This window comes from Dyella marensis (genome assembly GCF_900112865.1).
Classification (GTDB): domain Bacteria; phylum Pseudomonadota; class Gammaproteobacteria; order Xanthomonadales; family Rhodanobacteraceae; genus Dyella_D; species Dyella_D marensis_A.
This window is the reverse complement of record NZ_FONH01000008.1, coordinates 103,984-130,980: the sequence shown is the minus strand read 5'-3', so window position 1 is coordinate 130,980 and position 26,997 is coordinate 103,984. Positions and strand designations below refer to the sequence as shown.

Genomic DNA, 26,997 nt, shown 5'->3' with positions numbered 1-26,997 from the left:
CGCAAGAGCGCGCGTAGAATAGCCGGTTCCCCATCAGCCCCAGCACACAGCCATGGCCGTCAGCGTATTCGACCTCTTCAAGATCGGCATCGGGCCGTCCTCCTCGCATACGGTAGGCCCCATGCGCGCCGCGGCGCGCTTCGCCGAGCGCTGGCTGGACGAGAAGGGCGTGCTGGGCCGGGTCGCGCGCCTGCGCGCTGAGCTGTTCGGCTCGCTCGCCATGACCGGCCGCGGCCACGGCACCGACAAGGCCGTGCTGCTGGGCTTCGAGGGTGCGCATCCGGACAACGTCGATCCGGACCGCATCCCGGAAACGCTGGAACGCATCCGCCATACCAAGCGCCTGCGCGTACTCGGCAGGCACGAGATCGAATTCGACGAGAAGCGCGACCTGGTGTTCAACAAGCGCCAGAAGCTGCCGTTCCACACCAACGGCATGCGCTTCACCGCCTACGACGCCGCAGGCCACGAGCTGGGCACGCGCGACTACTACTCGGTGGGCGGCGGCTTCGTCGTCAACCAGGACGAGGCGGCCGAAGACCGCATCGTCGCCGACACCACCGCCCTGCCCTATCCGTTCTCCACCGGCGACCAGCTGCTGGCGCTGTGCGAACAGCACCACCTGACCATCGCCCAGCTGATGATGGAGAACGAAAAGGTGTGGCGCAGCGAAGCGGAGACGCGCGCCGGCCTGCTCACCATCTGGAAGGCCATGCAGGACTGCGTCACCCGCGGCCTGCGCTCGCCCGGCACCTTGCCCGGCGGCCTGAAGGTGACGCGCCGCGCGCCCGCCATGGCGCAGGAACTGCGCAATCAGCCGGAGGCCGCGCTGAAGGATCCGCTGACCATTCTCGACTGGGTCAACCTGTACGCGCTGGCGGTGAACGAAGAAAACGCCGCGGGCGGCCGCGTGGTCACCGCGCCGACCAACGGCGCGGCCGGCATCGTGCCGGCGGTGCTGCACTACTACCACCGTTTCTGTCCCAAATCGAACGACGACGGCGTGATCGAATTCCTGCTCACCGCCGCGGCGATCGGCATCCTGTACAAGGAGAACGCGTCGATCTCCGGCGCGGAAGTGGGCTGCCAGGGCGAAGTCGGCGTGGCCTGCTCGATGGCCGCCGGCGGACTTACCGCAGCGCTCGGCGGCAACGTGCTGCAGGTGGAGAACGCCGCCGAGATCGGCATGGAACACAACCTCGGCCTCACCTGCGATCCGATCGGCGGCCTGGTGCAGATTCCCTGCATCGAGCGCAACGCGATGGGTTCGGTGAAGGCGATCAATGCCAGCCGCATGGCGCTGAAGAGCGACGGCAAGCATCGCGTGTCGCTGGACAAGGTAATCGCCACCATGCGCGACACCGGCCGCGACATGAAGGACAAGTACAAGGAAACCTCGCGCGGCGGCCTCGCCGTCAACGTGATCGAGTGCTGATGCCGCACAGCGGTAGCACCGCTGTCACCTAGGGAAACTCCTTATTGCGACTCCATGACAGGCCGGCGCTGAATGCGCCGGTCTTTTCATTCGTGGAGTGCGCGCCATGCTTCCCGTCGACGCAGGATCTTCCGTTCGCTACACGCCGCCGGCCACGCCGCCCGCGCCGCCTCCGCACGTGGTGAAACCGCAGGAGACAGTCGCCACCATCGCAAAAACTTACCGGGTGACGCCGGAAGAACTTGCGCGCACCAACCGCATCACGGTGGACACCCAGCTCGCCCCGGGACAGCAACTTCAGTTGCCGCCCAATGCGGTGCAGCCGGCGAAGGAAGATTCGTCCGCCGCCCCGGCCACGCCTGCCGCCAAGACCGACGCCGCGATCGCGACTTACCAGCAGGCGGTGAAGGATCGCACCGACGCGACCCGCAACATGCCGCAGAACGGCGCGCTGCGGCAGGAGATCCGCCAGGGTGCCGACGACGCGGTAAACAAGGCCAAGACCGCGATGGACCAGGCCATCCACGACGAGATCGCCGGCGAAGTGGCTGCGCGCAACCAGGGCGTGCCGGGGCAGTTCCGCACGCCGACCGACCAGCTCGTGGCCAGTGCGGGCGACGCGATCCTCGCGCGCCACCAGGGCGACGCCGGCGCTACGCCGCTGATCAAGGACGCGGTGCACGGCTACCAGGTCCAGGCCAAGGCCGACTCGCTGATCCCCGGCTACTACGGCGACTGGAGCGCCGCGGACAAGCTCAAGGGCATCAACCTGCAGGGCCAGCCCAAGGAAGTGGTCGATGCGGTGCTGGCCGATCCGCGCGTCAAGCAATGGGTGGCCGACGCGGCGCACGATGCCGCCGGTAAATCCGCCGCCGATTGCGCGAAGTATCTGGCCGATCTCACGCGCCAGTCGCCCGACCTCGGCCGCGCCGTCACCACGACGTGGTGGAACGCCCAGGACGACCGCTCCTGGATGTCGGGCAACAGCGAAGTGCTGAGCGCGATGTCCGATCCGCAGGTCTATCGCGACCTGGGCGTGGTCTACCGCAACCTCGGCGGCAGCGATGCCGGCAAGGCGATGCAGCAGGACTTCGCCGACGACGTGGCCAAGTATCTGGAAAAGAACTCCATGCTGGCCAACCGCACCGACGTGACGCAGGCGATCTCCGACGGCCGCGATCCCGCGCTGGCGCTGGCGGTGGCCAGCCATCTGCAAGCCGACGGCAAGAACGACCTGGCCATGCAGATGGTCAGTTCCGTCAAGCTCGGCATGGGCAACCTGCAGAAGGTGACGCTGAAGCAGGACATGCAGGCCTATGCCAAGCAGACCGAGGAGCTCAACAACCTGATCAAGGACCTCGGCCCCGGCCTCACCGACGCACAGAAGCAGCAGGCGATCCAGAAGTACATCGACGACAAGGGCAAGGACTGGCAGGACCAGTTGAAGGCGCACAAGGACAAGCTGGTCGCCGACGTGCGTGCGCTGGACCTGGACATCACCTCGCTCACCGACGTGCCGGACAACCTCAAGGCCTACGGCCTGACCAAGGAGGGCGCCGCCAAGCTACTGGACGATGAGACCACCAGGCAGTCGATCGAATTCGCCGCCACGCAGGATCCGAGTGTGTTCGAAGGCGAGGAAGGCGGCGAGGCAGCGAAGCTGCTGATCGAACTGGGGCACAAGGACAAGGACTTCACCGCCGCGGTCGGCAAGGCCTATGTGGTCAGCCACCTGATGCCGTCGCTGGGCGAGATGAACCCGTCCGACGACGCCAGCATCGCCAAGGTCAAGCAGGCGCTGGAATCGTTCCGCGGCATCGGCGCGCAGATGCTCGGCATTCCGCAGGGCGAGGTCGACAAGGGCATCGACAAGCTCGAAGAGGTGGTCAACTCGCTGCGCACCGAAACGCTGGAAGACGCCAGGCAGGGCAAGGCGGTCAACGAATTCGCCTCGGTGCAGAAAGAACTGCAGGAGCTGAAGGAACTGCCCTTCAGCGACGCCAGGGCCGGCATGCTGTTCCGCACGATGGCGCTGGGCATCACCGGCGCGGCCTTCATCAGCCAGACCGGCAAGACCATCGAAGACCCCAGCGTGCAGAACGTGATCGGCTCGCTGGCCTTCGGCCTGGACCTGGCTCCCGCGAAGAACGCCATGACCGGCACCATCCAGGCGCTGGACAAGAACAACGTGCTGGAACAATGGGGCCATGCGGCACCGGAGATCACCGAGAAATTCATCGGCGTGCTCAACGTCGCCTACTTCGCCGCCGGCGCGGTGCAGGGCGTGGCCGACCACGACTACCCCACCGCGATCTTCTCGGGCGTGGGTGCGGGCGGCGCGGCGCTGGCAGCCTTCGGCGGCGAGGAAATGCTGGGCGGCTTCGCCGGGCCGATCGGCATCGCGGTGGCGACGGTCGCCGTGGTGGCGCTGCACTTCATCGAGCAGCACCACAAGGACCAGGAATACAAAGAGGCGCAGAACAAGTTCCTGGAAGGCGCCGGCATCGAGAACAAGGACGAACGCGAGGCGCTGATCGGCGCCGGTCCCGACCAGCTCAATGCGATGCGCGCCCGCGGCATCACGCCGGAGCACATCCAGGAGATCGCCGAGACCGATCCGCGCCTGTTGCATATCGCCTATGGCACGGACGGCCAGGGGCGGCCGTACTGACGGCGCAGGTTCTCGCGCCGAACCTCCCACACGCCGCGGCGCGCGACATGCGCCCCGCGGCAACCATCGCAACATTTTGTGTCCGCAACATTTTGTGTCTAGGGAAAGTACGTATTGCCGCGCGCTGGCCGCGGGCCTAAATGCCTGGGCCAGTCCCCACGGCAACACGGCAAGGAGTCCGCCATGACAGTCATCGCTGCAGATTCATCGATCAACTACGCCCAGCCGCAGCTTCCTCCCGCCCCGACCTATACCGTCACCGGCAAGGAGACGGTCACGCAGGTGGCGCAGCAGTTCAATGTCACCCCGGAAGAACTGGCCAGCACCAATCGCATCAGTGTCGACACTGTGTTGTCGCCCGGGCAAGCGTTGACTCTGCCGCCGCATGCGGTGGCGAATGCCACGCAAGCAGCGCCCGCAACGCAGACGCCTGCACAGAAGACCGACGCCGCGATTGCCGCTTACCAGGGCGCACTCAAGCAACGCGACGACGACATGCGCAGTGCGCCGCACAACGCCGGCTTACGCGCCGATCTGGACAGCACCGGGCAGGATCGGATCGACGCTGCTAAGAAAGCCATGGATCAGGCGATTGCGGATGAAGTCGCCGGTGAAGTCGCGTTTCGCAACCAGAGCACGCCGGTCGCGTTCCGCGCGCCGGCCGATCAACTGATCGACAGCGCCGGCAATGCCATCGTGGCGCGGCATCCTGGTGACGCGACGCTCGACGCGACGATCAAGGGTTCAGTACAGGCCTGCAAATTCCAGAACCAGGTCAATACGGCGATTCCAGGCACGACCCCGGACGAGAGCCCCGCCGCCAAGCTCAAGGGCGTCGAGCTGGAGGGACAGCCGCCGGAGGTGGTTGCCGCCGTGCTCGCCGACCCGCGTGTGCAAGGCTGGATCGAGGATGCCGCCGACCAGATCGGCCAGACCTATCACGACGACAACCCCGCTTCCGCTGCCGCTGCGGCGCATGCGCTGCTCGATACCGTGCAGGATCTGCCGCCTCCGCTGGCCGCCGCGGTGGTGCGCCAGAGCATGCCGACGATCCGGAAATTCGCGCAGGTCTCGATGAATGGGCCGGGCGAGCAGGCGTTCGGCACCATGCAGCGCGTGGTCGGCGCGCTGGGCAATGATGCGGACGCGTCGAAGCTCACCGCGCAGATTGCCAGCGCCTACCTGCCGCAGGCCGAACGCTGGAGCGGCCAGGCGTTCGACTCCATCCAGAACGCGATCTCCGGCGGCGTCGATCCCGCGCTAGCCAAGGCTCTGGCGAATGGCCTGCAGCAGGACGGCAAGCAGAACCAGGCCGATGGCATCAATGTCGCCGCCGTGCAGGGCCTGCAGCGCTATCTCGCGTTCGGCAAAGGCAATCCGCGCCAGGCTTACGAGGACGCACAGACCGCCAAACAAGCCAAGGATCAGCGCCTGCGCCAGTTGCTGCAAAACGCCGGCCCGCTCACCGCCACGCAACAGGCGAATTTCAGCAAGGCGTACATGGCGGATCCGGACAACGCAAAGGTCTACCAGACCTATGCCAACGCCGCGCAGAACCTGACGTCCTATATGAACGCGCACAAGGACGATCTGCTGTCCGCCGCCAAGGTCGATCCCGATGCGGCCGCGCAGCTGTACCAGTGCATGAAGGACGCGGTGCAGTCCGGCCAGGGCGTGACGGCCGTGCAGTTCGCCAATGCGATTCAGGCAGATCCGGACACCTTGAAGATCTTCGATGGCTTGTCCGGCTATGAGGACAGCTTCCTGCCCGATGCGCTCGCCTCCGCGCAGGCGCAACTGCTGGTGAAGTCGGGCGGAGACCCCACGGCCGCCGTATACGGCCTGACCCAGTTGGCCGAACCCCTGCTCCAGGCCAAGGACGGCTGGGCGGCGACCAAGACCAACTATGAGCGGCTCGCCAATAACGAAGATCGCGCCTTCAGCCCGGAGCAGCTGAAGAAGGAATTCGAGGAGCTCGGCCCGGGCGACAAAATGCTGGCGAAGGCTGCCATCGTCATCAGCCTCTTCAACGGCACCGAGGCGGACAATATGAGCAGCATGATCAACTCCTATGCCTCCGCCCTCGGCGGCAGCGTCACGCTCGCCACCGGTGCCGTGCAGTCCCTGGCGGACGCCGGCGAACTCGGGCGCTACACCGAGTCAGCCCAGTCCTTCACCAACTTCAGCTCGCGCCTCATTCCGGGTCTGTCGGTGATCGCCAGTACCTCCGCCTTCGTTTCGGACATCAACAGCGCCGGCGACAATCCGCTCTATGCCGGCGCGGTCATCGGCGATGTCTTCTCGATGATGGGCAGCTGGATGGAGACTACCCTCGCCGGTGAAGTGCCAGGCGCCTTCATCAATGGGGTCGGCGCCTTCATCTCCGGATCGTTCCAGTTCGCCGGCACGCTGTTCGGCGGCGATTCCGATGCGGAACAACTGCACAAGGACGTCGAGAAATACCTCGGCCCCGGCGGCGCGAACCTGGATCCGGCCGACGTCAAGCTGATGTCCGGCAGTGATCCGGGCCAGGTCCGGGGCTGGCTGGCGACCGGCATCGCGCCCGAGGAACTGCAGGAACTGGCGCGGCTCCAGCCGCAGCTGCTGCAGAGCGACAGCTCCGGCGGCCCATCGATCGATTGGCTGAAGGGCGCGGGCCTCAGCGGCCAGGACGTGTACGACATGCTCAAGGCCGCCGAAGCGGGATCCAAGACGCCGGCCGTCAGCGTCTCCGAGGTGATGAAGGTGCTCGGCAATCCGACTTGGTACGGGCTGGGCAGCGCGCACAACAAGGTTGTGCTGGCCAATGATCTGCGTGCGATCGCACAGCAGCAGCGCAGCGATACCGCCGGCGATCGGAATGCCAACGCGCAGGGAGCGCAAGCGCTGGAGAACGCCGCCGACTGGCTGGAGCGCCACGAGACTGCGTGAGCAGCGATATCGGCCATCGCCGTCGATGGCCAGGTTCAAGGGCGCGCCGGCCAACCGGCGCGTGCCCTCTCGGCCTGCCCCCCCCATACGCCCCGAAGCTGCCGCAAACCCCTTGCCCTGACGGCAAATGCTGCGCCGCGCCATGCATTTGCCCGCGTCGCAGAAACTTTCGAAGTGCGCCCGCGCCGGGCTGACAGCCGCGCCAGGGGCTGTCATGATCCGGCCCTTGTGCCGTCCGAGGGGGCGGCCTTCGAGATCCAGATCCGGGAGTTTGCATGTCCTCTTCCAGCCCCATCCGGCGCGACGTCGGTCCTTTTGCGCTCATGCTTACCGGCCTGGGCTCCATCATCGGCTCCGGCTGGTTGTTCGGCGCGTGGCGCGCTGCAGGCCTGGCCGGCCCTGGCGCCATCTGGGCCTGGGTGCTCGGCGCGGCCATCATCATGACCATCGCGCTGACGTACGCGGAGCTGGGCGCGATGTTCCCCGAGTCGGGCGGCATGGTGCGCTACAGCCACTATTCGCACGGCTCGCTGGTGGGCTTCATCGGCGCGTGGGCCAACTGGATCGCCATCGTGTCGGTGATCCCGGTGGAAGCGGAGGCTTCGGTGCAGTACATGGCGTCCTGGCCGTGGAAATGGGCGCAGGACCTGTACATGCACATGCCCGATGGACATGGCGAACTCAGCGAGCCCGGCCTGGGCATCGCCGCAGTGCTGGTGATCGTGTACTTCCTGCTCAACTTCTGGAGCGTGAAGCTGTTCGCCCGCTCCAACACCGCCATCACCATCTTCAAGTTGATCGTGCCGGCCGCGACAGGCATCGCGCTGATCGCCAGCGGCTTCCACAGCGAGAACTTCTCGGTGGGCGTGCACGGCGACGCGCATGCGATCGACCTCGCTGCCGTGCTCACCGCAGTGGCCACCGCAGGCATCGTCTTCAGCTTCAATGGCTTCCAGAGCCCGGTGAATCTCGCCGGCGAGGCGCACAACCCGGGCAAGAGCATTCCCTTCGCGGTGATCGGATCGATCGTGCTGGCCACCATCGTGTACGTGATCCTGCAGCTTGCCTACCTCGGCTCGGTGCCGCCGGATCTTCTGGCCAAGGCTGGCTGGCACGGCATCGATTTCCGCTCGCCGTTCGCGGAGCTGGCGATCATCGTCAACCTGCACTGGCTGGCCATGCTGCTGTACGTCGATGCCTTCATCAGCCCCAGCGGCACCGGCATCACCTACACCGCCACCACGGCGCGCATGATCTACGGCATGGAGCGCAACGGCACGCTGCCGAAGATCCTGGGCCGCATCCATCCGAAGTGGGGCATCCCGCGTCCGGCCATGTGGTTCAACCTGGCGGTGTCCTATCTGTTCCTGTTCAAGTTCCGCGGCTGGGGCACGCTGGCGGCGGTGATCTCGGTGGCGACGATCATTTCCTACCTCACCGGTCCGGTCAGCGCGATGACCCTGCGCCGCACCGCCCCCAATCTGCATCGCCCGCTGCGCATCGCAGGCCTGCCGATCCTGGCTGGCATCGCCTTCATCATGGCGACCGAGCTGCTGTACTGGGCCAAGTGGCCGCTGACCGGCGAAATCATCCTGCTGATGGTGGTAGCACTGCCGGTGTACTTCTTCTATCAGTTCAAAGCCGGCTGGCACGATTTCGGCCGCCAGCTTAAGGGTGCGTGGTGGCTGATCTTCTACCTGCCCACCCTGGCCCTGGTGTCGTGGGCGGGCAGCACCATGTTCGGCGGCAAGGGCTATCTGAGCTACGGCATGGACCTCGCGGTCGTCGCGGTGGTCGGCCTGGTGTTCTACCTGTGGGGCGTCAAGTCCGGCTGGCGCACGCCGTCGGTGGAAGCGGCCGAGCTGGAGGCGCAGGCGCATCCGGGTGCGCCGCTGGTGCCTCCGGATGAGCTGGAGTCGGAGCGCATGACGGGGCATTGATCCCCCTTGCTTCCGGAAAAAAAGCGCGGCGAAAGCCGCGCTTTTTTTATGTCATTCGATTGCGCAGCGAATGCGCTAGCATTCGCGCCGAATCCGGCCGGCCGGCCGGCAATACATCATCAAGGAGGATGCAATGACCCCTTTCCTGTGGTTCGGCGTGGCGCTGCGTGCGATCGGCGTATGGGTCATCGTCACCGGCCTGGAACTGGGCGTGACGGGCTTCAATGCCCTGCGTGGCCTGGGCGAGGCCGACGTATACGTTGCCAGGGCCTACTTCAACCAGCTGGTTGCGCACCTGGTCATCGGCCTGGTGCTGATCAAGTTCGCGCCGATGATTGCGCAATGGGCGTATCCGGTGGTGCGGGCGCCGGTGGTTGAGGAAGAAGAGAGCCCCGAGGCGTGACACCTGAGGCGTAGGTTGGGGTGAGCCGCAGGCGAACCCCAACAAACGTCCCGAAATGCCTCGGCGCCTGTTGGGGTTCGCCTTCGGCTCACCCCAACCTACGAGTGGATGTCAGGTCAGCGCCAGCACATCGCCCAACAAGGCCTGCGCCGTCACCTCCGGCCCCGCCCCCGGCCCCTGGATCACCAGCGGCTGCGAGTGGTAGCGCGTGGTGGTCAGCGCAAACTGGTTGTCGGTGCCATACAGGCGCGCCGCCGGATGCGTCGCCGGCACTTCGACCAGGCCGACGCGCGCCTTGCCGCGCTGGTTGAGGCGCGCCAGGAAGCGCAGCACACCGCCGCGGGCCTTCGCCTCGGCGTGGCGGCGCGCCAGCGGTTCGTCCAGTTCCTCCAGGCGCGCGAGGAAGCTGTCGGTATCCACGCTGCGCAGCGCCTCGGGCACCAGGCTTTCCACTTCCACTTCGTCGGTGCCGAGGGCAAAGCCTGCATTGCGCGCGATGATCAACAGCTTGCGCGCGACATCCTCGCCGGACAGATCGGAGCGCGGGTCCGGTTCGGTATAGCCGAGCTTGCGCGCCTCGCGCAGCAGGCCGGAGAACGGCTGGCTGCCGTCGTACTGGTTGAACAGGTAGGACAGCGAGCCGGAGAACACGCCTTCCAGCGTGAGCAGCGCATCGCCGCAGGCACGCAGCCGGCGCAGGGTGGAGAGCACCGGCAGGCCGGCGCCGACCGTGGCGGCATCGCCGTAGCGGCCGCCTTGGGCCACCGCCGCCTGCAGCGCGCGCCAGCCGGGCAGCTCGCCGCCGGCCAGCGCCTTGTTGGCGGTGACCACGTGGTAGCCGCGCGCCAGCCAGTCGGCGTGGCGCGCGGCGAGATTCGCGTTGGCGGTGGCGTCGATGATCACCTTCACCGCCGCGCCGCTGGTATCGAGCGCGCGCAGCAGCGTCGCGTCGTCGCGCGGATCGCCATGGCTCTTGAGTTTCTCGCGCAGCGCGCGGTCGGCGAGCTGCTCCGCCGAGGTCTGCTGGCGGCGCGAATTGGCCGCGCCGACCAGCCGCAGCGATGCGGCAGCCGGCGTGTTGAGCAGCTTGAGCAGGGCGCCGCCGACCACGCCGGTGCCGAACAGCACGATGGCGGTGCCGCTGGCGGCCGCGTTGGCGCCGGCCGTCTGGACGTCCGCTTCCGCCAGTACCGCGCTCACGCGGTCACCCGGCGTTTGTTGGCCAGCGAGGCGAACACGCGCGCCAGGCCGGCGTCGACGTCGCGCACCAGGTCGTCGCCGTCCTCGATGCCCACCGAGATGCGCAGCAGGCTGTCGGCGATGCCGGCGGTGCGGCGCGCTTCCGGCGCCATCGAGGCGTGGGTCATGGAGGCCGGGTGCGCGACCAGGCTTTCGACGCCGCCCAGCGACTCGGCCAGCGAGAAGTACTTCAGCTCGTTGACGAAGGCTTCGATCTGCGCCACGTCGCCTTCCAGCTCGAAGCTGAGCATGGCGCCGAAGCCGGCCTGCTGGCGCGCGGCCAATGCATGGCCCGGGTGGCTTTCCAGGCCGGGGTAATAGACCTTGCGCACGGCGGCATGGCCGTCCAGCAGCGTGGCGATGCGCTGCGCGTTCTCCTGGTGCTGGCGCAGGCGCACGCTCAAGGTGCGCAGCCCGCGCAGGGTGAGGAAGCTGTCGAACGGCGCGCCGGTGAGGCCGTTGCAGTTGCCCCACCACTTCAGCTGGTCGGCCACCGCCTGGTCGCGCGCGACCACCGCGCCGCCCACCACGTCGCTATGGCCGTTGATGTACTTGGTGGTGGAGTGCACCACCACGTCGGCGCCCAGCACCAGCGGCTGCTGCAGTGCGGGCGACAGGAAAGTGTTGTCCACCACCACCAGCGCGCCGGCAGCATGCGCGGCCTGCGCCACGTGGCGGACGTCGGTGATGCGCAGCAGCGGGTTGGACGGCGTCTCCACCCACACCAGCGAGGGCTTGCTGGCCAGGCCGGCGGCGAGCGCGACGCGGTCGGTGAGGTCGGCGAACTCCAGCGTGAAGCGACCCTTCTTCGCCCAGGCGTCAAGCAGGCGCCAGGTGCCGCCGTAGCAATCGTGCGCCGCCAGCACGCGGCCGCCCGCCGGCACCAGTTCCAGCGCCAGCGCCACCGCCGCCATGCCGCTGGCCGTCACCACCGCGCCCGCGCCCTGCTCCAGCTCCGCCAGCGCATTGCCCAGCAGGTCGCGGGTGGGGTTGCCGCTGCGCGAGTAGTCGTAGGCGCGCTTGCCGCCGAGGCCCTCGAACGCATAGTTGGTCGACAGATGCAGCGGCGGCACCACCGCGCCGTGCTGGGTATCGGACTCGATGCCGGCGCGCACCGCGCAGGTGCTGGTGCTACAGGGGGCGGTGGTGTCGCTCATGGTGGATCTCCGTTGCTTTGTTGCTTGGTGCGCGTGGGGACGAATGGGACGAATGGATTCTTCAGGCCAGCGCGTCGCGCAGCAGCGGCGCGAGGCGATGGGTTTCCTTGAGGAAGGCGTCGTGGCCGTACGGCGACTCGAGCACTTCGAGCGTGGCCGGGCCATGCAGGCGGCGCTGCAGCTCGCACAGGTCGGACAGCGGCACCAGGCGGTCGGACGGGAAGCCGATCAGCGTGGCGGGCGCGGCGATGCGCTCCGGCGTCACGTCGTGCAGGTCGATCGATTCGGACAGCGCCAGGAAGCGCTCCACGTCGAAACGCTCGACGAAGCGGCGGCCCTGGTGCACCAGGTAATCCTCGACCGGGAAATGGAAGCGCCCTTCGCGGAATTCCGGCGCGGCGGTGAAGCGGCGCGAGAACTCCTCGCTGCCGCGGTAGGTGGTCATGGCCAATTGGCGTGCCAGCGACAGCGCCTGCTCCGGCTGGCCGGTCTCCACGCCCAGCCGCACGATGCCGCGCTGCACGGCGCGCTGCGCGGTGGCCAGCGGATGCGGACGGTGCGCGCCGGCCAGCAGCACCAGGCGGTCCAGCGCGTAGGGATGGCGCGCGGCGAAGGCCAGGCCGGCCATGGCGCCGTAGGACGAACCGATGAAGGCATGCACGCGGGCGATGCCCAGCGCCTCGACCAGGGCGGCCAGGGCGTCGGCCTGATCCTCGCTGGAGACGGCGGTGGCGCCGTCGAGCTCGGCCGGGGTGAGCCAGTCGATGCACAGCACGCGGTAGCGGTCGAGGTCGATCGGGCGGCCCGCGCCGACCGCTTCCTGCCACCAGCCGGGCGTGGCTTCGTCGTCCAGGGCGACCACTTCGCGGTTGGCGGAGATGCCGCCCTGCACGATCACGGTGGGCGCGTCGGGCGCGCCGCACCACAGGTAGCGCACGTCCACTTCGCAGGGACGGCTGCCGTACTTGGGCGAGAGACGGATGCGGCGGGAGCTGCGCTGCGTCGTGAGGTCCACGCGGACAGCACCCGCCACGGTACAGGGGGCGCTTGCGCTGGTGACGGGCTGGGGCTGGCTGGACATCTCGCTCTCCGGTTCGGGCATCGCCCTGCGGATCGGAGAGAGGTCGCCACGGAGCCGGCGCAGTGCCGGCACGAAGCTCGCCCATCTCTCGGCGGCGCCTGATTGCGCCTCCGCAGGAGTTGGCACCGTGGCGGGCTATCCCGCAGGTTGCCCCGGCTTCAAAGGGCCTGTCCCTCAGCCGGTCTCGATGAGTGACGCGAACTGTATCGGCGCGCGAGCGGCGGTGTCAACTGTTTGGACGTCCAAACGTCTAAACATCCATAAAATCCAAATGCCCTCTCCGAAGCGGGCGAAAGCACCCCAAACGCAGCACCAGCAAGGCCTGCGACGCCTTGGCCGGCGTGCATCGCCCGGCCATACGCCGCGCCCGCGTCGGCGCTATGCTTGGCCGCTTTCCCACTCCCCAGGGACGCCCATGACCGCCTCCGACCACCAGGCCACCTCGCCCGGGAGCCTGCGCGAGCTGCTCCGGCGCGACGGCTTCGCCTTCGCCACCCACCTGGCCATGGAACACCTGCTGGACGACGGGTCCGGCCAGGCCATGGCGGACTGGGCCGCGTTCGCCGGCAGCTGGAACGACCTGGGGCCGGACGACTACCTCGCCGCCAAGGGCCGCCACCGGCGGCGGCGCCATGCAGTGTTCGCGGCGGGGACAACCGGGCCGTTCGAGCTGCGCCCGCGGCAGCCGCACTACCAGAGCCTGGACTACAACAACCTGCAGGGCGGCATCGAGCGCTGGTTCGAGCCGGTGCAGCCGGCCATCGCCGCGGGATCCAGCCTGCAGCGCATCCTCGGCTTCGCCCGCGAGTTCTTCAGTCCGCTGGCGCCGCAGGTCGCGCGCTGGCACGTCGAGGTGCACCAGTTCCGCATCGAGGCCCGCGCCGGGCTGGCCGGCGAGCCCACGCCCGAGGGCGTGCACCGCGACGGCGTGGATTACGTACTGGTGCTGCTGGTGGACCGCGCGAACATCGAAAGCGGCACCACCACCATCCATACCGCGGACGGTACCGAACTGGGCAGCTTCACCCTCACCCATCCGCTGGACGCGGCGCTGGTGGACGACGGGCGGGTGTTCCACGGGGTGACGCCGGTGACCCCACGCGACCCGGGCCGCCCCGCGCACCGCGACGTGCTGGTGGTGACGTTCCGCCAGACGTAGGTCGGGGTGAGCCGCAGGCGAACCCCAACAGGCATCCGATCGTGCGCCCACATCCGACATGAAGCCTTGCGCCCGTTGGGGTTCGCCGGCGGCTCACCCCAACCTACAATGCGGGATCAACCAAGGAGCCGCCGTGTCCATCGCCGCCCACATCGTCATCGCCCTGGTCGCCCTGCTGCACATCTGGTTCCTGGCGCTGGAAATGTTCCTGTGGGACAAGCCGGCCGGCCGCAGGGCCTTCGGCACCACCGCGGAATTCGCCGCGCAGTCCAAGGTGCTGGCCGCGAACCAGGGCCTGTACAACGGCTTCCTCGCCGCCGGCCTGCTGTGGTCGCTGTGGCTGGGGGCGGACGGCGTCGCCGTGGCGCGCTTCTTCCTGGGCTGCGTGCTGGTGGCCGGGCTGTATGGCGGCTTCACCGCATCGCGCCGCATCCTGCTGTTCCAGGCCGTGCCCGCCGCGGTGGGCCTGGCCCTGAGCTGGGTCTGATCCCATGACCACGACGCCGCGCGAAGCAGTCGGCCAGGCCTACGACCCCGCCCTGATGCTGCGCGCCCGCGAACGCAGTTGGGCGGTGCTGCAGGGCATCCGCGAGCGGATGCGTCCCGGCATCAGTGAAGACGAGGCCAGGACCGAGGCCGCCGAGGTGTTCCGCGCCCATGGGCTGGAACGGCTGTGGCACCCGGTGGTGATCCGCATCGGCGCGAACACCACGCTGAGCTTCCGCGAGCGCTCCAACCCCGACCTGCGCCTGGGCGAGGACGACATCTACTTCATCGACCTGGGCCTGGTCTTCGAAGGCCACGAGGGCGACGTCGGCGACACCTTCACCACCGGCGCCGACCCCGCCAGGCAGGCCTGCGCCGAGGCCGCGCGCACGCTGTTCGACGAGGTCGCCGCGGCCTGGCGCACGCGGGGCCTGAGCGGCGAGGCGCTGTACGCCTTCGCCGGCGAGCGGGCCCAGGCCATGGGCTGGCGCCTCAACCACGCCATCAAGGGCCACCGCGTGGGCGACTTCCCGCACGCGATCCACAAGGCCGGCGACCTGGGCACGCTGGAACAGGCGCCCTCCAGCGGCCTGTGGATCCTGGAAATCCAGATCGCCCACCCCAGCGAGCCCTACGGCGCCTTCTACGAGGACCTGCTGGTCGGTTAGGCTGGGCCGTCCGAACCGCGCCGGGAGCCTTCCCGATGACCGTCGAGTTCCTGCCCCTGGATGGCGGCTGCAGCTGCGGCGACGTCCGCTACCGCCTCACCAGCGGCCCCCTGATCGTCCATTGTTGCCATTGCCGCTGGTGCCAGCGCGAAAGCGGCGCCGCCTTCGCGCTGAACGCCGTGATCGAAACCGACCGCCTGAAACTGCTGCGCGGCCGGCCCCTGGTCGAAACCGTCCCCAGCTTCAGCGGCAAGGGCCAGCAGGTCGCCCGCTGCCCCGACTGCATGGTCGCGCTGTGGAGCCACTACGCCGGCGGCGGCGCCACCTTCGCCTTCGTCCGCGTCGGCACGCTGGACGACCCCGACCGCCTGCCGCCGGACATCCACGTCTTCACCGCCAGCAAGCAGCCGTGGGTGGTGATCCCGGAGGGCGCGCGGGCGGTGGCGGAGCTCTACCGGCGCAGCGAGGTGTGGTCGGAGGAAAGCCTGGAGCGGCGGCGGATTGCCCTTGAAGGGTCAGGCAACGCCCCGGCACGGTAGAATATCGGGTTCGCCTCACCGCCCGATCACCGCGCATGCCCACCCACCTCGACGAAACCCTCCGCCGCCGCACCTTCGCCATCGTCAGTCATCCCGACGCCGGCAAGACCACGCTCACGGAAAAACTGCTGCTGTTCGGCGGCGCGATCCAGATGGCCGGCTCGGTCAAGGGCCGCAAGGCCGCGCGCCATGCGACCTCGGACTGGATGGCGCTGGAAAAGGAGCGCGGCATCTCGGTCACCTCGTCGGTGATGCAGTTCCCCTACGAAGGCAAGATCGTCAATCTGCTGGATACGCCCGGCCACGCGGACTTCTCGGAAGACACCTACCGCGTGCTCACCGCGGTGGACTCCGCACTGATGGTGATCGACTGCGCCAAGGGCGTGGAGGAACGCACCATCAAGCTGATGGAGGTGTGCCGCCTGCGCGACACGCCGATCATGACCTTCATCAACAAGCTCGACCGCGAGGGCCGCTCGCCGATCGACCTGCTGGACGAAGTGGAAGCGGTGCTGGGCATCGCCTGCGCGCCGCTGACCTGGCCGATCGGCATGGGCAAGCGCCTGAAAGGCGTGTACCACCTGCTGCTGGACGAAGTGCACGTGTTCGAGCCGGGCAAGAACTTCACGCGCCAGGATTCGACCATCTTCAAGGGCCTCGACGCGCCGGGCCTCGAAGCCGCTATCGGCGCCGAGGCGCTGGCGGAGCTGCGCGACGAGCTGGAACTGGTGCAGGGCGCCTCGCATCCGTTCGACCTGGCGCAGTACCAGGCCGGCAAGCTCACGCCGGTGTTCTTCGGTTCGGCGGTGAACAACTTCGGCGTGCAGCTGCTGCTGGATTTCTTCGTCGAGCACGCGCCCTCGCCCAAGCCGCGCGCCACGCTCAGCCGCGAGATCGAGCCGGACGAGGAGAAACTCACCGGCTTCGTGTTCAAGATCCAGGCCAACATGGACCCGGCGCACCGCGACCGCGTGGCCTTCATGCGCGTGTGCTCGGGCACCTACACCGCCGGCATGAAGATGATCCAGACGCGCACAGGCAAGGAGGTCCGCATCGCCAATGCGCTGACCTTCATGGCCAGCGACCGCGAGATCGTCGAGAGCGCCTACCCCGGCGACGTGATCGGCCTGCACAACCACGGCACCATCAGCATCGGCGACACCTTCACCGAGGGCGAGCCGGTCTCGTTCACCGGCATCCCCAACTTCGCGCCGGAGCTGTTCCGCCGCGCGCGCCTGCGCGATCCGCTGAAGATGAAGGCGCTGCAGAAGGGCCTGGCCCAGCTGTCGGAAGAAGGCGCCACGCAGTTCTTCCGCCCGCTGATGAGCAACGACCTGGTGCTGGGCGCGGTCGGCGTGCTGCAGTTCGACGTGGTGGCGTACCGCCTGAAGGACGAATATGGCGTCGATGCCGCGTTCGAGCCGGTCGGCGTGGCCACGGCGCGCTGGGTGCACTGCGGCGACGAGAAGAAGCTGGAAGAATTCCGCGAGAAGAACGCGATGAACCTGGCGGTGGACGCCGCCGGCGAGCTGGTCTACCTGGCGCCGTCGCGGGTCAACCTGCAGCTGGCGCAGGAGCGCTGGCCGCAGGTACGCTTCTCGGCCACGCGCGAGCACGCCGCCTCGTTGGACGTCTGACCCGTGGACCGCATGGACGCAATCGGAACCCAGCTCGCCTTCGTCACCCCCGCGAATGCCACCAGGTGGCAGCGCCGGCTGGTGTTCTCGCCGGTGGCGCGCATCGTCAGCTTCGTGGTGACGATGATCGCGGCCGGTTTCCTGCTCGGCTCCCTACTCCACCTGCTGGGCTGGACCGCCAAGGACGCCGATCCGGCGCTGCGCGCGCTGGCCATGCTGCTTGAGCAGGTCCTGCCCGCGCTGATCGCCTACCTGGCGCTTGTGCGTGGCGTCGAGCGCCGTCCTGTCGCGGAGCTGTCGCTGCGCCGCCTGCCGGCGCAAGGCGGCCTGGGCCTGCTGATCGGCATCGCCTTGATGAGCATCACGGTGGCCGCGCTGTGGCTGCTCGGCAGCTACCACGTGCTGCGTACCGACCCCGCCGCCGACTGGGTGCCGGCCGTACTGGTGGTCGGCCTGGGCGCGGGGCTGGGCGAGGAAATCCTGTCGCGTGGCGTGTTGTTCCGCATCGTCGAGGAAGGCCTCGGCACCTGGTGGGCGCTGGCGATTTCGGCGCTGTTCTTCGGCGCCGCGCACCTGGGCAACCCCGGGGCGACCGCCTGGAGCTCGGCGGCGATCGCCATCGAGGCCGGCATCCTGCTGGGGTTGCTTTACCACGTGACCCGCTCGCTGTGGATCTGCGTGGGCATGCACCTGGCCTGGAACGTCATGCAGGGCACCGTGTTCGGCATCGCCGTATCCGGCCTTCCGGCGCACGGCTTCCTGGTCGCCAGCCTGACTGGCCCGACCTGGCTCAGCGGCGGCGGCTTCGGCGCCGAGGCCTCGGTGGTCGCCCTGCTGGTCTGCAGCAGCCTGAGCGCCCTGCTGCTGGCCATTGCCCTGCGCCGCGGCTCGATCGTGCCCCCGTCCTGGAAGCGCCGCCCGCCGACCACGCCGGCCTGACGCCGGCTGCGCTACCCTGCGCGCACCGCAGGCCGGACAGCCCCGGCCAGACGATACAGGGAACCCGCATGGCCACCGCCCCCCGCCGCTATTCCTGGCTGGCGCACCAGCCGATCCAGCACAAGATCCAGCTGGCCATCGGCAGCCTGGTGCTGTTGTTCGTGATCTGCGGCGTGGTGACGCTCACCACCCTGTCGCGCCAGGAAGAAAGCACGCGCTGGACGCGGCATACCCTGGCGGTACTCAGCAGCCTGGACGACGTGGCGCAGGAGTTGCTGCACGGCCGCGCCTCCCTGCGCGGCTATCTGCTCGCGCCCTCCCCGCAGGAGCTGGCGAATTTCGAACGCGCGAACAGCGCGCTCGCCAAGAACATCGGGATCCTGTGGAAGCTGACCGAGGACAACCCGGTCCAGCAGACCCGCCTGGACCGCCTGCGCACCATGGCCATCCAATGGCACAAGGACGTGCGGCACGAGGGCATCGACGCCATCAACGACATCCATGCGGCCGATCCCGCGGCGGCGGCGCTGGAACGCACCAATATCCAGCAGAACTACCTCAATCACAGCGCGCTGCGGATCGATGACCTGCTGACCATCGTCAAGCAGATGCAGGACTCCGAACAGGCGCTGCTCGACCAGCGCGAAGCCACGCAGCGCCGCGACGTCATGATCGTGCGGGCGATGACCTGGGGCACCATGTTGCTGAGCCTGGGCTTCGGCTGGTGGGTGATCGTGCTGACCTCCAAGCTGATCACCCGCCCGATCATCCGCATGGCCGGCCTGATGACCCAGCTGGCCTCGCACGACCACAACATCGAGATCCGCCAGACCGAACGCCGCGACGAGATCGGCGAGATCGCCCGCGCGCTGCAGGTGTTCAAGCAGATGGCGATCGAGACCAGCGAGCAGGCCTGGGTGAAGGGCCATGCCACCGAGATCGCCGGCGAACTGCAGAAAGTGGGCGACCAGCGCGAATTCGGCGACCGCCTCACCGGCGTCCTGGCACCGCTGCTGGGTGTCGGCGTGGCGGTGTTCTACGTCTACGACGAGGAGCGGCGCAGCCTGGAGCTGCAGGGCAGCTACGGCTATCGCGAGCGCCGCCACCTGAGCACGACCTATGCGCTGGGCGAGGGCCTGGTCGGCCAGAGCGCGCTGGAACGCAAGCCGATCACCCTGCAGGACGTGCCCGCCGACTATGTGCGCATCCATTCCGCCACCGGCGAGGCCCCGCCGGCCAGCATCAGCGTGCTGCCGCTGCTGTCGCGCGACAAACTGCTGGGCGTGCTGGAGCTGGCGAGCTTCCAGCACCTGAGCTATGCCCAGGAAAACCTGCTGGAGGAACTGCTGCCGATCGCCGCGCTTTCGCTGGAAAACCTCGGCCGCGCCGTGCGCACGCGCGAACTGCTGCGCCAGACGCAGGAACAGGCCGACGAGCTGCGCGCCTCCGAGGAAACCCTGCGCAACCAGCAGCAGGAACTGCAGACCAGCAACGAGGAACTCAACCACAAGACGCACGAACTGCAGGAGCAGTCGCAACGCCTGCTCGCCTCCGAGGAGGAGCTGCGCGTGCAGACCGAGGAACTGCAGGCCAGCAACGAAGAACTGCGCCAGAAGACCGAGACGCTCAACGAGCAGAAACGCATGCTCGAAGCACTGCAGCACGAGACGCAGGAAAAGGCCGACGAGCTGGCGCGCGCCAGCCAGTACAAATCGGAATTCCTCGCCAACATGTCGCACGAGCTGCGCACGCCACTCAACAGCCTGTTGATCCTGTCGCGCAGCCTGGCCGAGAACCGCGAGGGCAACCTGGACGGCGAGCAGATCGAATCCGCGCGCATCATCCACGACTCCGGCAGCAACCTGCTGCGCCTGATCAACGACATCCTCGACCTGTCCAAGGTCGAGGCCGGCAAGATGGAACTGGTGCTGGCCGACCTGCCGCTGACCGACCTGGAGCGCGCGCTCAAGCGCACTTTCGCCCACGTGGCGCAGGAAAAGGGGCTGGAATTCCGCGTGGAGATCGAGCCGGGCGTGCCGGCGAGCATCCATACCGACGCGGCCAAGCTCGAACAGGTGGCGAACAACCTGGTCGGCAACGCCTTCAAGTTCACCCACCAGGGCGGTGTCACCGTGCGCATCGCGCGTCCACCGGCCGGCCTGGCGCTGCCGGAAGCGCTGCAAGGCAAACCCGCGATCGCCATCGCGGTGCACGACACCGGCATCGGCATTCCGCGCGCCAAGGCCGAGCGCGTGTTCAACGCGTTCGAGCAGGTCGATGCAAGCACCAGCCGCCAGTACGGCGGCACCGGCCTGGGCCTGGCCATCTCGCGCCGGCTGGTGGAGCTGCTCGGCGGCAGCGTCGTGCTGGACAGCGAAGAAGGCCGCGGCAGCATCTTCACCATGCTGTTGCCCGAGAGCGTCGATGGTGCCGCTGCACCCTCGCCGACGCAGAGCGCACCGATGGAAGCCCGGCCGGCGCCGTTCAGCAGCGCACTGCTGCCCGAGACCATCGAGGACGATCGCGACACGCTGGCGCCGGGCGACACCGCGATCCTGATCGTCGAGGACGATCCGGTGTTCGCGCGCATCCTCGCCGACATGGTGCGCCGCAAGGGCTACCGCGCGCTGGCCGCCGCCGACGGCGAGTCCGGCCTGCAGCTGGCGCAGCGCTTCCGTCCCACCGGCATCCTGCTCGACGTGATGCTGCCGGGCATGGACGGCTGGACGGTGATCGCGCGCCTGAAGGAAAACGCCGCGACCCGCCATATCCCCGTGCATTTCATCTCCGCCGTCGACGACGCCAGCCGCGGCCGCGACCTCGGCGCGGTGGGCTTCCTCACCAAGCCGGTGAGCCGCGAATCGATCGACGGCGCCTTCGACCGCCTGCTGCATTTCGCCGAGGGCCAGGCGCGCCGGCTGCTGATCGTCGATGATGACGCGGATTCGCGCGCGGCGATGCGCACCCTGCTGCGCGGCGACGACGTCACCATCGACGAGGCCGGCAGCGCCGAGGAAGCGCAGCAGCGCCTGGCGGAAGGCAGCTACGACTGCATCGTGCTCGACCTGGGCCTGCCCGGCATGGACGGCATGGAGTTCCTCGAGCGCCTGGGCAACGGCGCCAGCACCCCGCCGGTGGTGATCTATTCCGGCCGCGAGCTGAGCCGCGAGGAAAGCCTCAAGCTGCGCCAGTACACCGACAGCATCGTGATCAAGGGCGCGCGCTCGCCGGAGCGGCTGATGGACGAGGTCAGCCTGTTCCTGCACAGCATCCGCGACGGCAAGGGCCGCAGCGTGCCGTCCGCGACAGCAAGTGTTTCCACCGCTGCCGCGCCGGCGCAGGCGCCGGCCATCAACGGCATGCCCAGCGAGCTGAGCGGGCGCAAGGTGCTGCTGGTGGACGACGACATGCGCAACCTGTTCGCACTGTCCAAGGTGCTGCGCGGCTGGGGCATGCAGGTGAACATGGCGCAGGACGGCCTGAAGGCGCTCAAGGCGCTGGACGAGCAGGGCGGCCTCGAACTGGTGCTGATGGACATCATGATGCCGGTGATGGACGGCTACGACACCATCCGCGAGATCCGCGCGCAGCCGCGCTTCGCCAAGCTGCCGATCATCGCGCTCACCGCCAAGGCCATGCGCGGCGATCGTGAGAAATGCCTGGAGGCCGGCGCCAACGATTACCTGTCCAAGCCGATCGACATCGACAAGCTGTCCTCGATGCTGCGCGTGTGGCTGCATCGATGAAGGAGCACAGCGCCGGCAGGACGGACGGCGAACTCGAGGACATCGAGGTGGAGCTGTTCGTGCGCGCGCTGCAGGCGCGCCACGGCTACGACTTCAGCCAGTACGCGCCTGCCTCGCTCAAGCGGCGCGTGCAGCAGCTGGTCCACGCCCATGGCACCGGCACCATCAGCGCGCTCACCGGCCGCCTGCTGCACGAGGCGGATTTCCTGACCACCGTGCTGGAGGGACTGTCGGTGCCGGTGTCGGAGATGTTCCGCGACCCGGAAGTGTTCAGCGCGCTGCGCGAGCAGGTGCTCCCGCTACTGGCCTCGTATCCGCAGATCAACATCTGGCAGGCCGGCTGCGCGCATGGGCAGGAGGTCTATTCGCTGGCCATCCTGCTGGAGGAAGCGGGCCTGTACGAACGCACGCAGATCTATGCCACCGATTTCAATCCGGCCGCGCTGCGCCACGCCCAGGAAGGCATCTACCCGGCGCGCGAAGCGCAGCTGTGGTCGCGCAATTATCTGGCGGCCGGCGGCAGCCATACGCTCGCCGACTACTACAGCGCGCGCTACGAACTGCTGAAGCTGGACAGCCGGCTGCGCCGCAACGTGATCTTCGCCAACCACAACCTGGTCACCGACGAAGTGTTCTGCGAAGCGCACCTGGTGCTGTGCCGCAATGTGCTGATCTATTTCTCCGACCCGCTGCAGGACCGCACCCTGGGCCTGTTCCGCGACAGCCTGGTGCGCGGCGGCTTCCTCTGCCTGGGCACGCGCGAAAGCCTGGACTTCGCGCCGGCCGCGGCGGACTTCGTGCCGGTCGACGCCGGCCTGCGCATCTACCGGCTCGGCGCCAAAGCGCCCAGGGCAGGCTGAGGTGGCGCCCGAAGCCATCGCGATCGGGTGCTCGGCCGGCGGCCTCACCGCCCTGGAACGCTTGCTGGCGCAAGTGGATCCGCGCCTGCCGCAGCCGCTGCTGGTGTGCTGCCACACCGGCTCGGCCACGGTCGAGCTGATGTGCGAGCTGCTGGCGCGGCATACCCGCCTGCGCGTGACCGAAGCGCGCGAGCGCGAGCTGCCGCAGGCCGGCACGGTGCACGTGGCGCCCAGCGGTTATCACCTGCTGATCGAACACGACCGCCGCTTCGCGCTGAGCGTGGATCCGCGCGTCAGCTACGCCCGCCCTTCGATCGACGTATTATTCGATTCCGCCGCCGAGGCCTATCGCGACGCCCTGGTCGGCGTGGTGCTCACCGGCGCCAACAGCGACGGCGCCCAAGGACTGGCGACGATCCGCGGCCACGGCGGCATCGCCATCGTGCAGGAGCCCGGCGATGCGGAAAGCCCCACCATGCCGCAGGCCGCGCTGGAACGCGCCGGCGCCGATCATTGCCTGCCGCTGGCGGATATTCCCTCGCTACTCAACCGGCTCTGTCTCGCATGAACATCGCCCGCCCGAAGATCCTGGTCGTCGACGACACCCACGCCAACCTGGTGGCGATGCGGCGGCTATTGGCCAATTGCGGCGCCGATCTGCTGGAGGCGAGCAGCGGCAACGAGGCGCTGACCTTGTGCCTGGACCACGAGTTCGCGCTGATCCTGCTCGACGTGAACATGCCGGACATGGACGGCTACGAGGTGGCCTCGCTGATGGGCGAATCCGGCCAGCTGCACGAGACGCCGATCATCTTCGTCACCGCGGCCTATGCGGACGACATCCACCGGCTGAAGGGCTACCGCTTCGGTGCGGTGGACTACATCGCCAAGCCGGTGAACGACACCATCCTGCAATCGAAGGTGCGCGTGTTCCTGGAGCTGTACGAGGCGCGCGCGCAGCTGCGCGCGACCTTGAGCGAGCTGTCCGAACGCAACCACCAGCTCGGCATCGAGATGGCCGAGCGCGAGCGGGCCGAGGCGGCGATCCGCCACCAGGCCACGCATGACATGCTCACCGGCCTGCCCAACCGCGTGCTGTTCCACGACCGGCTGCGCACCGCGATGCAGCGCGCGCCGCGGCATGGCAGTGCGTTCGCGCTGGTGCTGCTGGACATCGACGGCTTCAAGGGCGTCAACGACCAGCACGGCCATCCGGCCGGCGACGATCTGCTGCGCGCCATCGCCGGACGCCTGAACGCGGCGCTGCGCGCCAGCGACACCGTGGCGCGCCTGGGCGGCGACGAGTTCGCGCTGGTCCTGGAGGATGTCTCCGACGTCGACGGCCTGCTGCATCGCTGCCGCGAACTGGGCGGCGAACTGGCCGCGCCCTACCCGCTCGAAGGACGCCGCGGGCCGTTCATCGCGCAGGTGAGCGCCAGCCAGGGCATCGCGCTGTGGGCCGGCGATGCGCGCAACGACGAGGACCTGATCCAGGCCGCGGACCGCGCGCTGTACAAGGCCAAGGAAGACGGCAAGAACCGTTGCGTGATGGCGCCATAAAAAACGGCGGGAGCCGGATACGCCGGATCCCGCCGTTGCATGCCGCTGGTTTAAATCGCTGGTTTAAGCCGCGTCGGCCAGCTTCTTCGTTTCGTCCTTGGCCTTGGCCGCGCCCAGCTCGGCCGGATCGAAATCGTCCACCGAGATGAACTCGAACACGCCCTCGCGCACGCGCTTGAGCAGGGCGGCCTCGGCGCTGTCGATCAGGCCGGCCTTCTCGGCCTCGGCCAGCTGGCCGAGGTAGTCGTGCGACTTGAACTGGCCGGCCTTCTGCGCCTTGAGGAACTTGCGCTCCACCGGCTCGGCGGCGATCACGTCCGGCAGCAGCGCATTCATACGGCCGACCGTGTTGTTCGCCGTCGGGGTGAGATAGACCCATTCCAGCAGGCGGTCGCGGGCTTCGCCCGGTGCGGTGATGATCGCTGCGACGCGGCGGCCGAGGCGATCGGACGGCGGCACTTCGCGGCGGCCGAACGGAAACACCAGCGCGCGCAGCAGCCAGGAGACCGGGCGCACCGGGAAGTTGCGGATCGCGCCGTCCAGCGCCATCTGCGTACGCCACATGCATTCGTGGAAAGCCCAGGCCAGCAGCGGGCGGTCCGCTTCCGGACGGCCGGTGTCCTCGTAGCGCTTGAGCATGGCGCTGGCGATGTACAGGTAGCTCAGCACGTCGCCCAGGCGCGCGGACAGCTTTTCCTTGAACTTCAGCTTGCCGCCGAGCACACCCATGAAGGTGTCCGCGCACAGCGCCAGCGCGGCCGAGTAGCGGTCGAGCTTGCGGTAGTAGCGGCGGGTGTAGGCATCGCCCGCCGTTTCGCCGATGCGCGAGCCGGTGATGCCGAAGGTGAAGGCGCGCACCGCGTTGGAGATGCCGAAGCCGATATGGCTGAACAGCAGGCGGTCGAAAGTCTTCAGGCGGTCGCCGTAGTCGTTGATCGACAGCGCCTGCATTTCCTTCAGCACGTAGGGATGGCAGCGGATCGCGCCCTGGCCGAAGATCATCAGGCTGCGCGTCATGATGTTCGCGCCTTCCACCGTGATGGCGATCGGCACGCCCTGCCAGGCGCGGCCGGCGTAGTTCTTCGGACCCAGCTGCACGGCCTTGCCGCCGTGCACGTCCATGGCGTCGCCGGCGATGATGCGGCCCCATTCGGTGGCGTGGTACTTGGCGATCGCCGAGGGCACCGCCGGCTTCTCGCCGCGGTCCACCGCGGCGGCCGTGGCACGCGACAGCGCGGCGGTGGCGTAGGTGAGGCCGCCGATGCGCGCCAGCGCCTCTTCCACGCCTTCGAAACGCGCGATGGACAGGCCGAACTGCTTGCGCATGCGCGCATAGGCGCCGGTCGCGGCAACCGCGGAACGCACGCCGCCGGTGGCATTGGACGGCAGCGAGATGGCGCGGCCGACCGACAGGCATTCCACCAGCATGCGCCAGCCGTGGCCGGCCATGCCCGGGCCGCCGATCAGCACCGACATCGGCACGAAGATGTCCTTGCCGTGCACCGGGCCGTTCTGGAACGGGATGTTGAGCGGGAAGTGGCGGCGGCCGATCTCCAGGCCCGGGGTCGAGCGCGGGATCAGCGCCAGGGTGATGCCGAGGTCGTCCTTGTCGCCCAGCAGCTGGTCCGGGTCGTACATGCGGAAAGCCAGGCCGACCACGGTGGCGATCGGCGCCAGCGTGATGTAGCGCTTGTCGAAGGTCAGGCGGATGCCGAGCGTCTCGACGCCATCGACCACTTGCTTGCACACGATGCCGTAGTCGGTGATCGAGGTGGCGTCGGAGCCGGCGTACGGGCCGGTGAGGGCGAAGCAGGGAATCTCCTCGCCCACCGCCAGGCGCGGCAGGTAGTAGTTCTTCTGCTCGTCGCTGCCGTAGTGCAGCAGCAGCTCCGCCGGGCCGAGCGAGTTGGGCACCGCGACGGTGGAGGCGACCGTGGCCGACATGGTCGCCAGCTTCTGCAGCACGGCCGAATGCGCCAGCGCCGAGAAGCCCAGGCCGCCGTACTGCTTCGGGATGATCATGCCGAAGAACTTGTGCTTCTTGACGAAGGCCCAGACCTCCGGCGGCAGGTCGGCCAGCTCGTGGGTGATCTGCCAGTCGTTGAGCATGCCGCAGAGCTGCTCGACCGGGCCGTCCATGTAGGCCTGCTCTTCGGTGCTCAGCTCCGGCTTGGGCTGCTTGATCAGCTCGTGCCAGTCCGGCTTGCCGGAGAACAGCTGGCCTTCGAAGCCGACGGTGCCGGCCTCCAGCGCGGTCTGCTCGGTCTCCGACAGCTTCGGCGTGACCTTGGCGAACAGCTTCAGCAGCGGCGCGCTGATCTTCTTGCGGCGGAAGTCCAGCATCAGCAGCGGCACCGCGACCAGCAGCTCGATGACCAGCAGCACGACGGTGGTGACCGGCGCGCCCGCGATCAGGCCCACGATCACCGTGGCGCCGAGCGTGACGACCGCCCAGGTCCGCAGGCTGCTGCGATGGTAGGCACAGGCGCCGGTAGCGATGAGCGCCGCCAGCAGGGTGAGGATCACGGACATGGAAGCACCTCGTC

At 68.3% G+C, this 26,997-nt stretch carries 19 protein-coding genes and 1 riboswitch; of the genes, 15 read left to right on the top strand and 4 right to left on the bottom strand.

Annotation, left to right across the window (positions count from 1 at the left end):
• The first annotated feature begins 52 nt into the window (after positions 1–52).
• The 5 genes from BM172_RS13045 to BM172_RS13025 all read left to right on the top strand — a co-directional run bounded on the left by BM172_RS13045 (position 53) and on the right by BM172_RS13025 (position 9,380).
• On the top strand, positions 53–1,435 hold the full coding sequence (locus BM172_RS13045) for an L-serine ammonia-lyase (protein WP_026635611.1): 1,383 nt from the start codon (positions 53–55) through the stop codon (positions 1,433–1,435).
• Positions 1,436–1,541: 106 nt separating this feature from the next.
• A complete protein-coding gene (locus BM172_RS13040; protein ID WP_081805188.1) occupies positions 1,542–4,106 on the top strand; it encodes a LysM peptidoglycan-binding domain-containing protein in 2,565 nt (854 codons plus the stop codon).
• A 183-nt stretch (positions 4,107–4,289) separates the two neighbouring features.
• Positions 4,290–7,037: a LysM peptidoglycan-binding domain-containing protein gene (locus BM172_RS13035; protein ID WP_026635609.1), complete on the top strand. Its 2,748-nt coding sequence runs from the start codon at positions 4,290–4,292 to the stop codon at positions 7,035–7,037.
• A 275-nt stretch (positions 7,038–7,312) separates the two neighbouring features.
• A complete protein-coding gene (locus BM172_RS13030; RefSeq protein WP_026635608.1) occupies positions 7,313–8,977 on the top strand; it encodes an APC family permease in 1,665 nt (554 codons plus the stop codon).
• Positions 8,978–9,110: 133 nt separating this feature from the next.
• Positions 9,111–9,380, top strand: coding sequence for a hypothetical protein (locus BM172_RS13025; RefSeq protein WP_026635607.1), 270 nt, complete (start codon positions 9,111–9,113; stop codon positions 9,378–9,380).
• 111 nt (positions 9,381–9,491) lie between these two features.
• Here the strand turns inward: BM172_RS13025 and BM172_RS13020 are convergent, their stop codons facing one another.
• From BM172_RS13020 to metX, 3 genes are all read right to left on the bottom strand, one after another.
• Positions 9,492–10,580 carry a homoserine dehydrogenase family protein gene (locus BM172_RS13020; protein ID WP_026635606.1) on the bottom strand — a complete coding sequence of 363 codons (1,089 nt, stop codon included), beginning with the start codon at positions 10,578–10,580 and terminating at the stop codon, positions 9,492–9,494.
• The gene (gene metB / locus BM172_RS13015; RefSeq protein WP_026635605.1) at positions 10,577–11,776 is read right to left on the bottom strand and encodes a cystathionine gamma-synthase; all 1,200 of its coding nucleotides are present in this window, start codon (positions 11,774–11,776) and stop codon (positions 10,577–10,579) included. The genes BM172_RS13020 and metB overlap by 4 nt, the downstream gene beginning before the upstream one ends.
• Positions 11,777–11,837: 61 nt before the next feature.
• A complete protein-coding gene (gene metX / locus BM172_RS13010) occupies positions 11,838–12,857 on the bottom strand; it encodes a homoserine O-succinyltransferase MetX (protein WP_026635604.1) in 1,020 nt (339 codons plus the stop codon).
• A gap of 78 nt (positions 12,858–12,935) precedes the next feature.
• Positions 12,936–13,051: riboswitch (SAM riboswitch) on the bottom strand.
• A gap of 221 nt (positions 13,052–13,272) precedes the next feature.
• Between metX and BM172_RS13005 the strand changes: the two genes are divergently transcribed.
• The 10 genes from BM172_RS13005 to BM172_RS12960 all read left to right on the top strand — a co-directional run bounded on the left by BM172_RS13005 (position 13,273) and on the right by BM172_RS12960 (position 24,451).
• Entirely contained in the window at positions 13,273–14,016 is a 744-nt protein-coding gene (locus BM172_RS13005; RefSeq protein WP_035323478.1) for a 2OG-Fe dioxygenase family protein, read from the top strand.
• A gap of 133 nt (positions 14,017–14,149) precedes the next feature.
• Positions 14,150–14,503 carry a DUF1304 domain-containing protein gene (locus BM172_RS13000; RefSeq protein WP_026635602.1) on the top strand — a complete coding sequence of 118 codons (354 nt, stop codon included), beginning with the start codon at positions 14,150–14,152 and terminating at the stop codon, positions 14,501–14,503.
• A 4-nt stretch (positions 14,504–14,507) separates the two neighbouring features.
• Positions 14,508–15,170: a M24 family metallopeptidase gene (locus BM172_RS12995; protein WP_026635601.1), complete on the top strand. Its 663-nt coding sequence runs from the start codon at positions 14,508–14,510 to the stop codon at positions 15,168–15,170.
• A 35-nt stretch (positions 15,171–15,205) separates the two neighbouring features.
• Positions 15,206–15,709, top strand: a complete 504-nt coding sequence (locus BM172_RS12990; RefSeq protein WP_026635600.1) for a GFA family protein — start codon at positions 15,206–15,208, stop codon at positions 15,707–15,709.
• 35 nt (positions 15,710–15,744) lie between these two features.
• On the top strand, positions 15,745–17,346 hold the full coding sequence (locus tag BM172_RS12985; protein WP_026635599.1) for a peptide chain release factor 3: 1,602 nt from the start codon (positions 15,745–15,747) through the stop codon (positions 17,344–17,346).
• Between the two features lie 12 nt (positions 17,347–17,358).
• Entirely contained in the window at positions 17,359–18,285 is a 927-nt protein-coding gene (locus BM172_RS12980; RefSeq protein WP_026635598.1) for a CPBP family intramembrane glutamic endopeptidase, read from the top strand.
• A gap of 68 nt (positions 18,286–18,353) precedes the next feature.
• On the top strand, positions 18,354–22,031 hold the full coding sequence (locus BM172_RS12975; protein ID WP_026635597.1) for a response regulator: 3,678 nt from the start codon (positions 18,354–18,356) through the stop codon (positions 22,029–22,031).
• Positions 22,028–22,891, top strand: coding sequence for a CheR family methyltransferase (locus BM172_RS12970; protein ID WP_051548767.1), 864 nt, complete (start codon positions 22,028–22,030; stop codon positions 22,889–22,891). Before BM172_RS12975 ends, BM172_RS12970 begins: the two co-directional genes overlap by 4 nt.
• Before the next feature lies 1 nt (position 22,892).
• Positions 22,893–23,459 carry a chemotaxis protein CheB gene (locus BM172_RS12965; protein WP_026635595.1) on the top strand — a complete coding sequence of 189 codons (567 nt, stop codon included), beginning with the start codon at positions 22,893–22,895 and terminating at the stop codon, positions 23,457–23,459.
• On the top strand, positions 23,456–24,451 hold the full coding sequence (locus BM172_RS12960; RefSeq protein ID WP_026635594.1) for a diguanylate cyclase domain-containing protein: 996 nt from the start codon (positions 23,456–23,458) through the stop codon (positions 24,449–24,451). Before BM172_RS12965 ends, BM172_RS12960 begins: the two co-directional genes overlap by 4 nt.
• 63 nt (positions 24,452–24,514) lie before the next feature.
• Here BM172_RS12960 and BM172_RS12955 read toward each other — a convergent pair whose 3' ends face one another.
• The gene (locus BM172_RS12955) at positions 24,515–26,983 is read right to left on the bottom strand and encodes an acyl-CoA dehydrogenase (RefSeq protein ID WP_026635593.1); all 2,469 of its coding nucleotides are present in this window, start codon (positions 26,981–26,983) and stop codon (positions 24,515–24,517) included.
• Positions 26,984–26,997 lie beyond the last annotated feature (14 nt).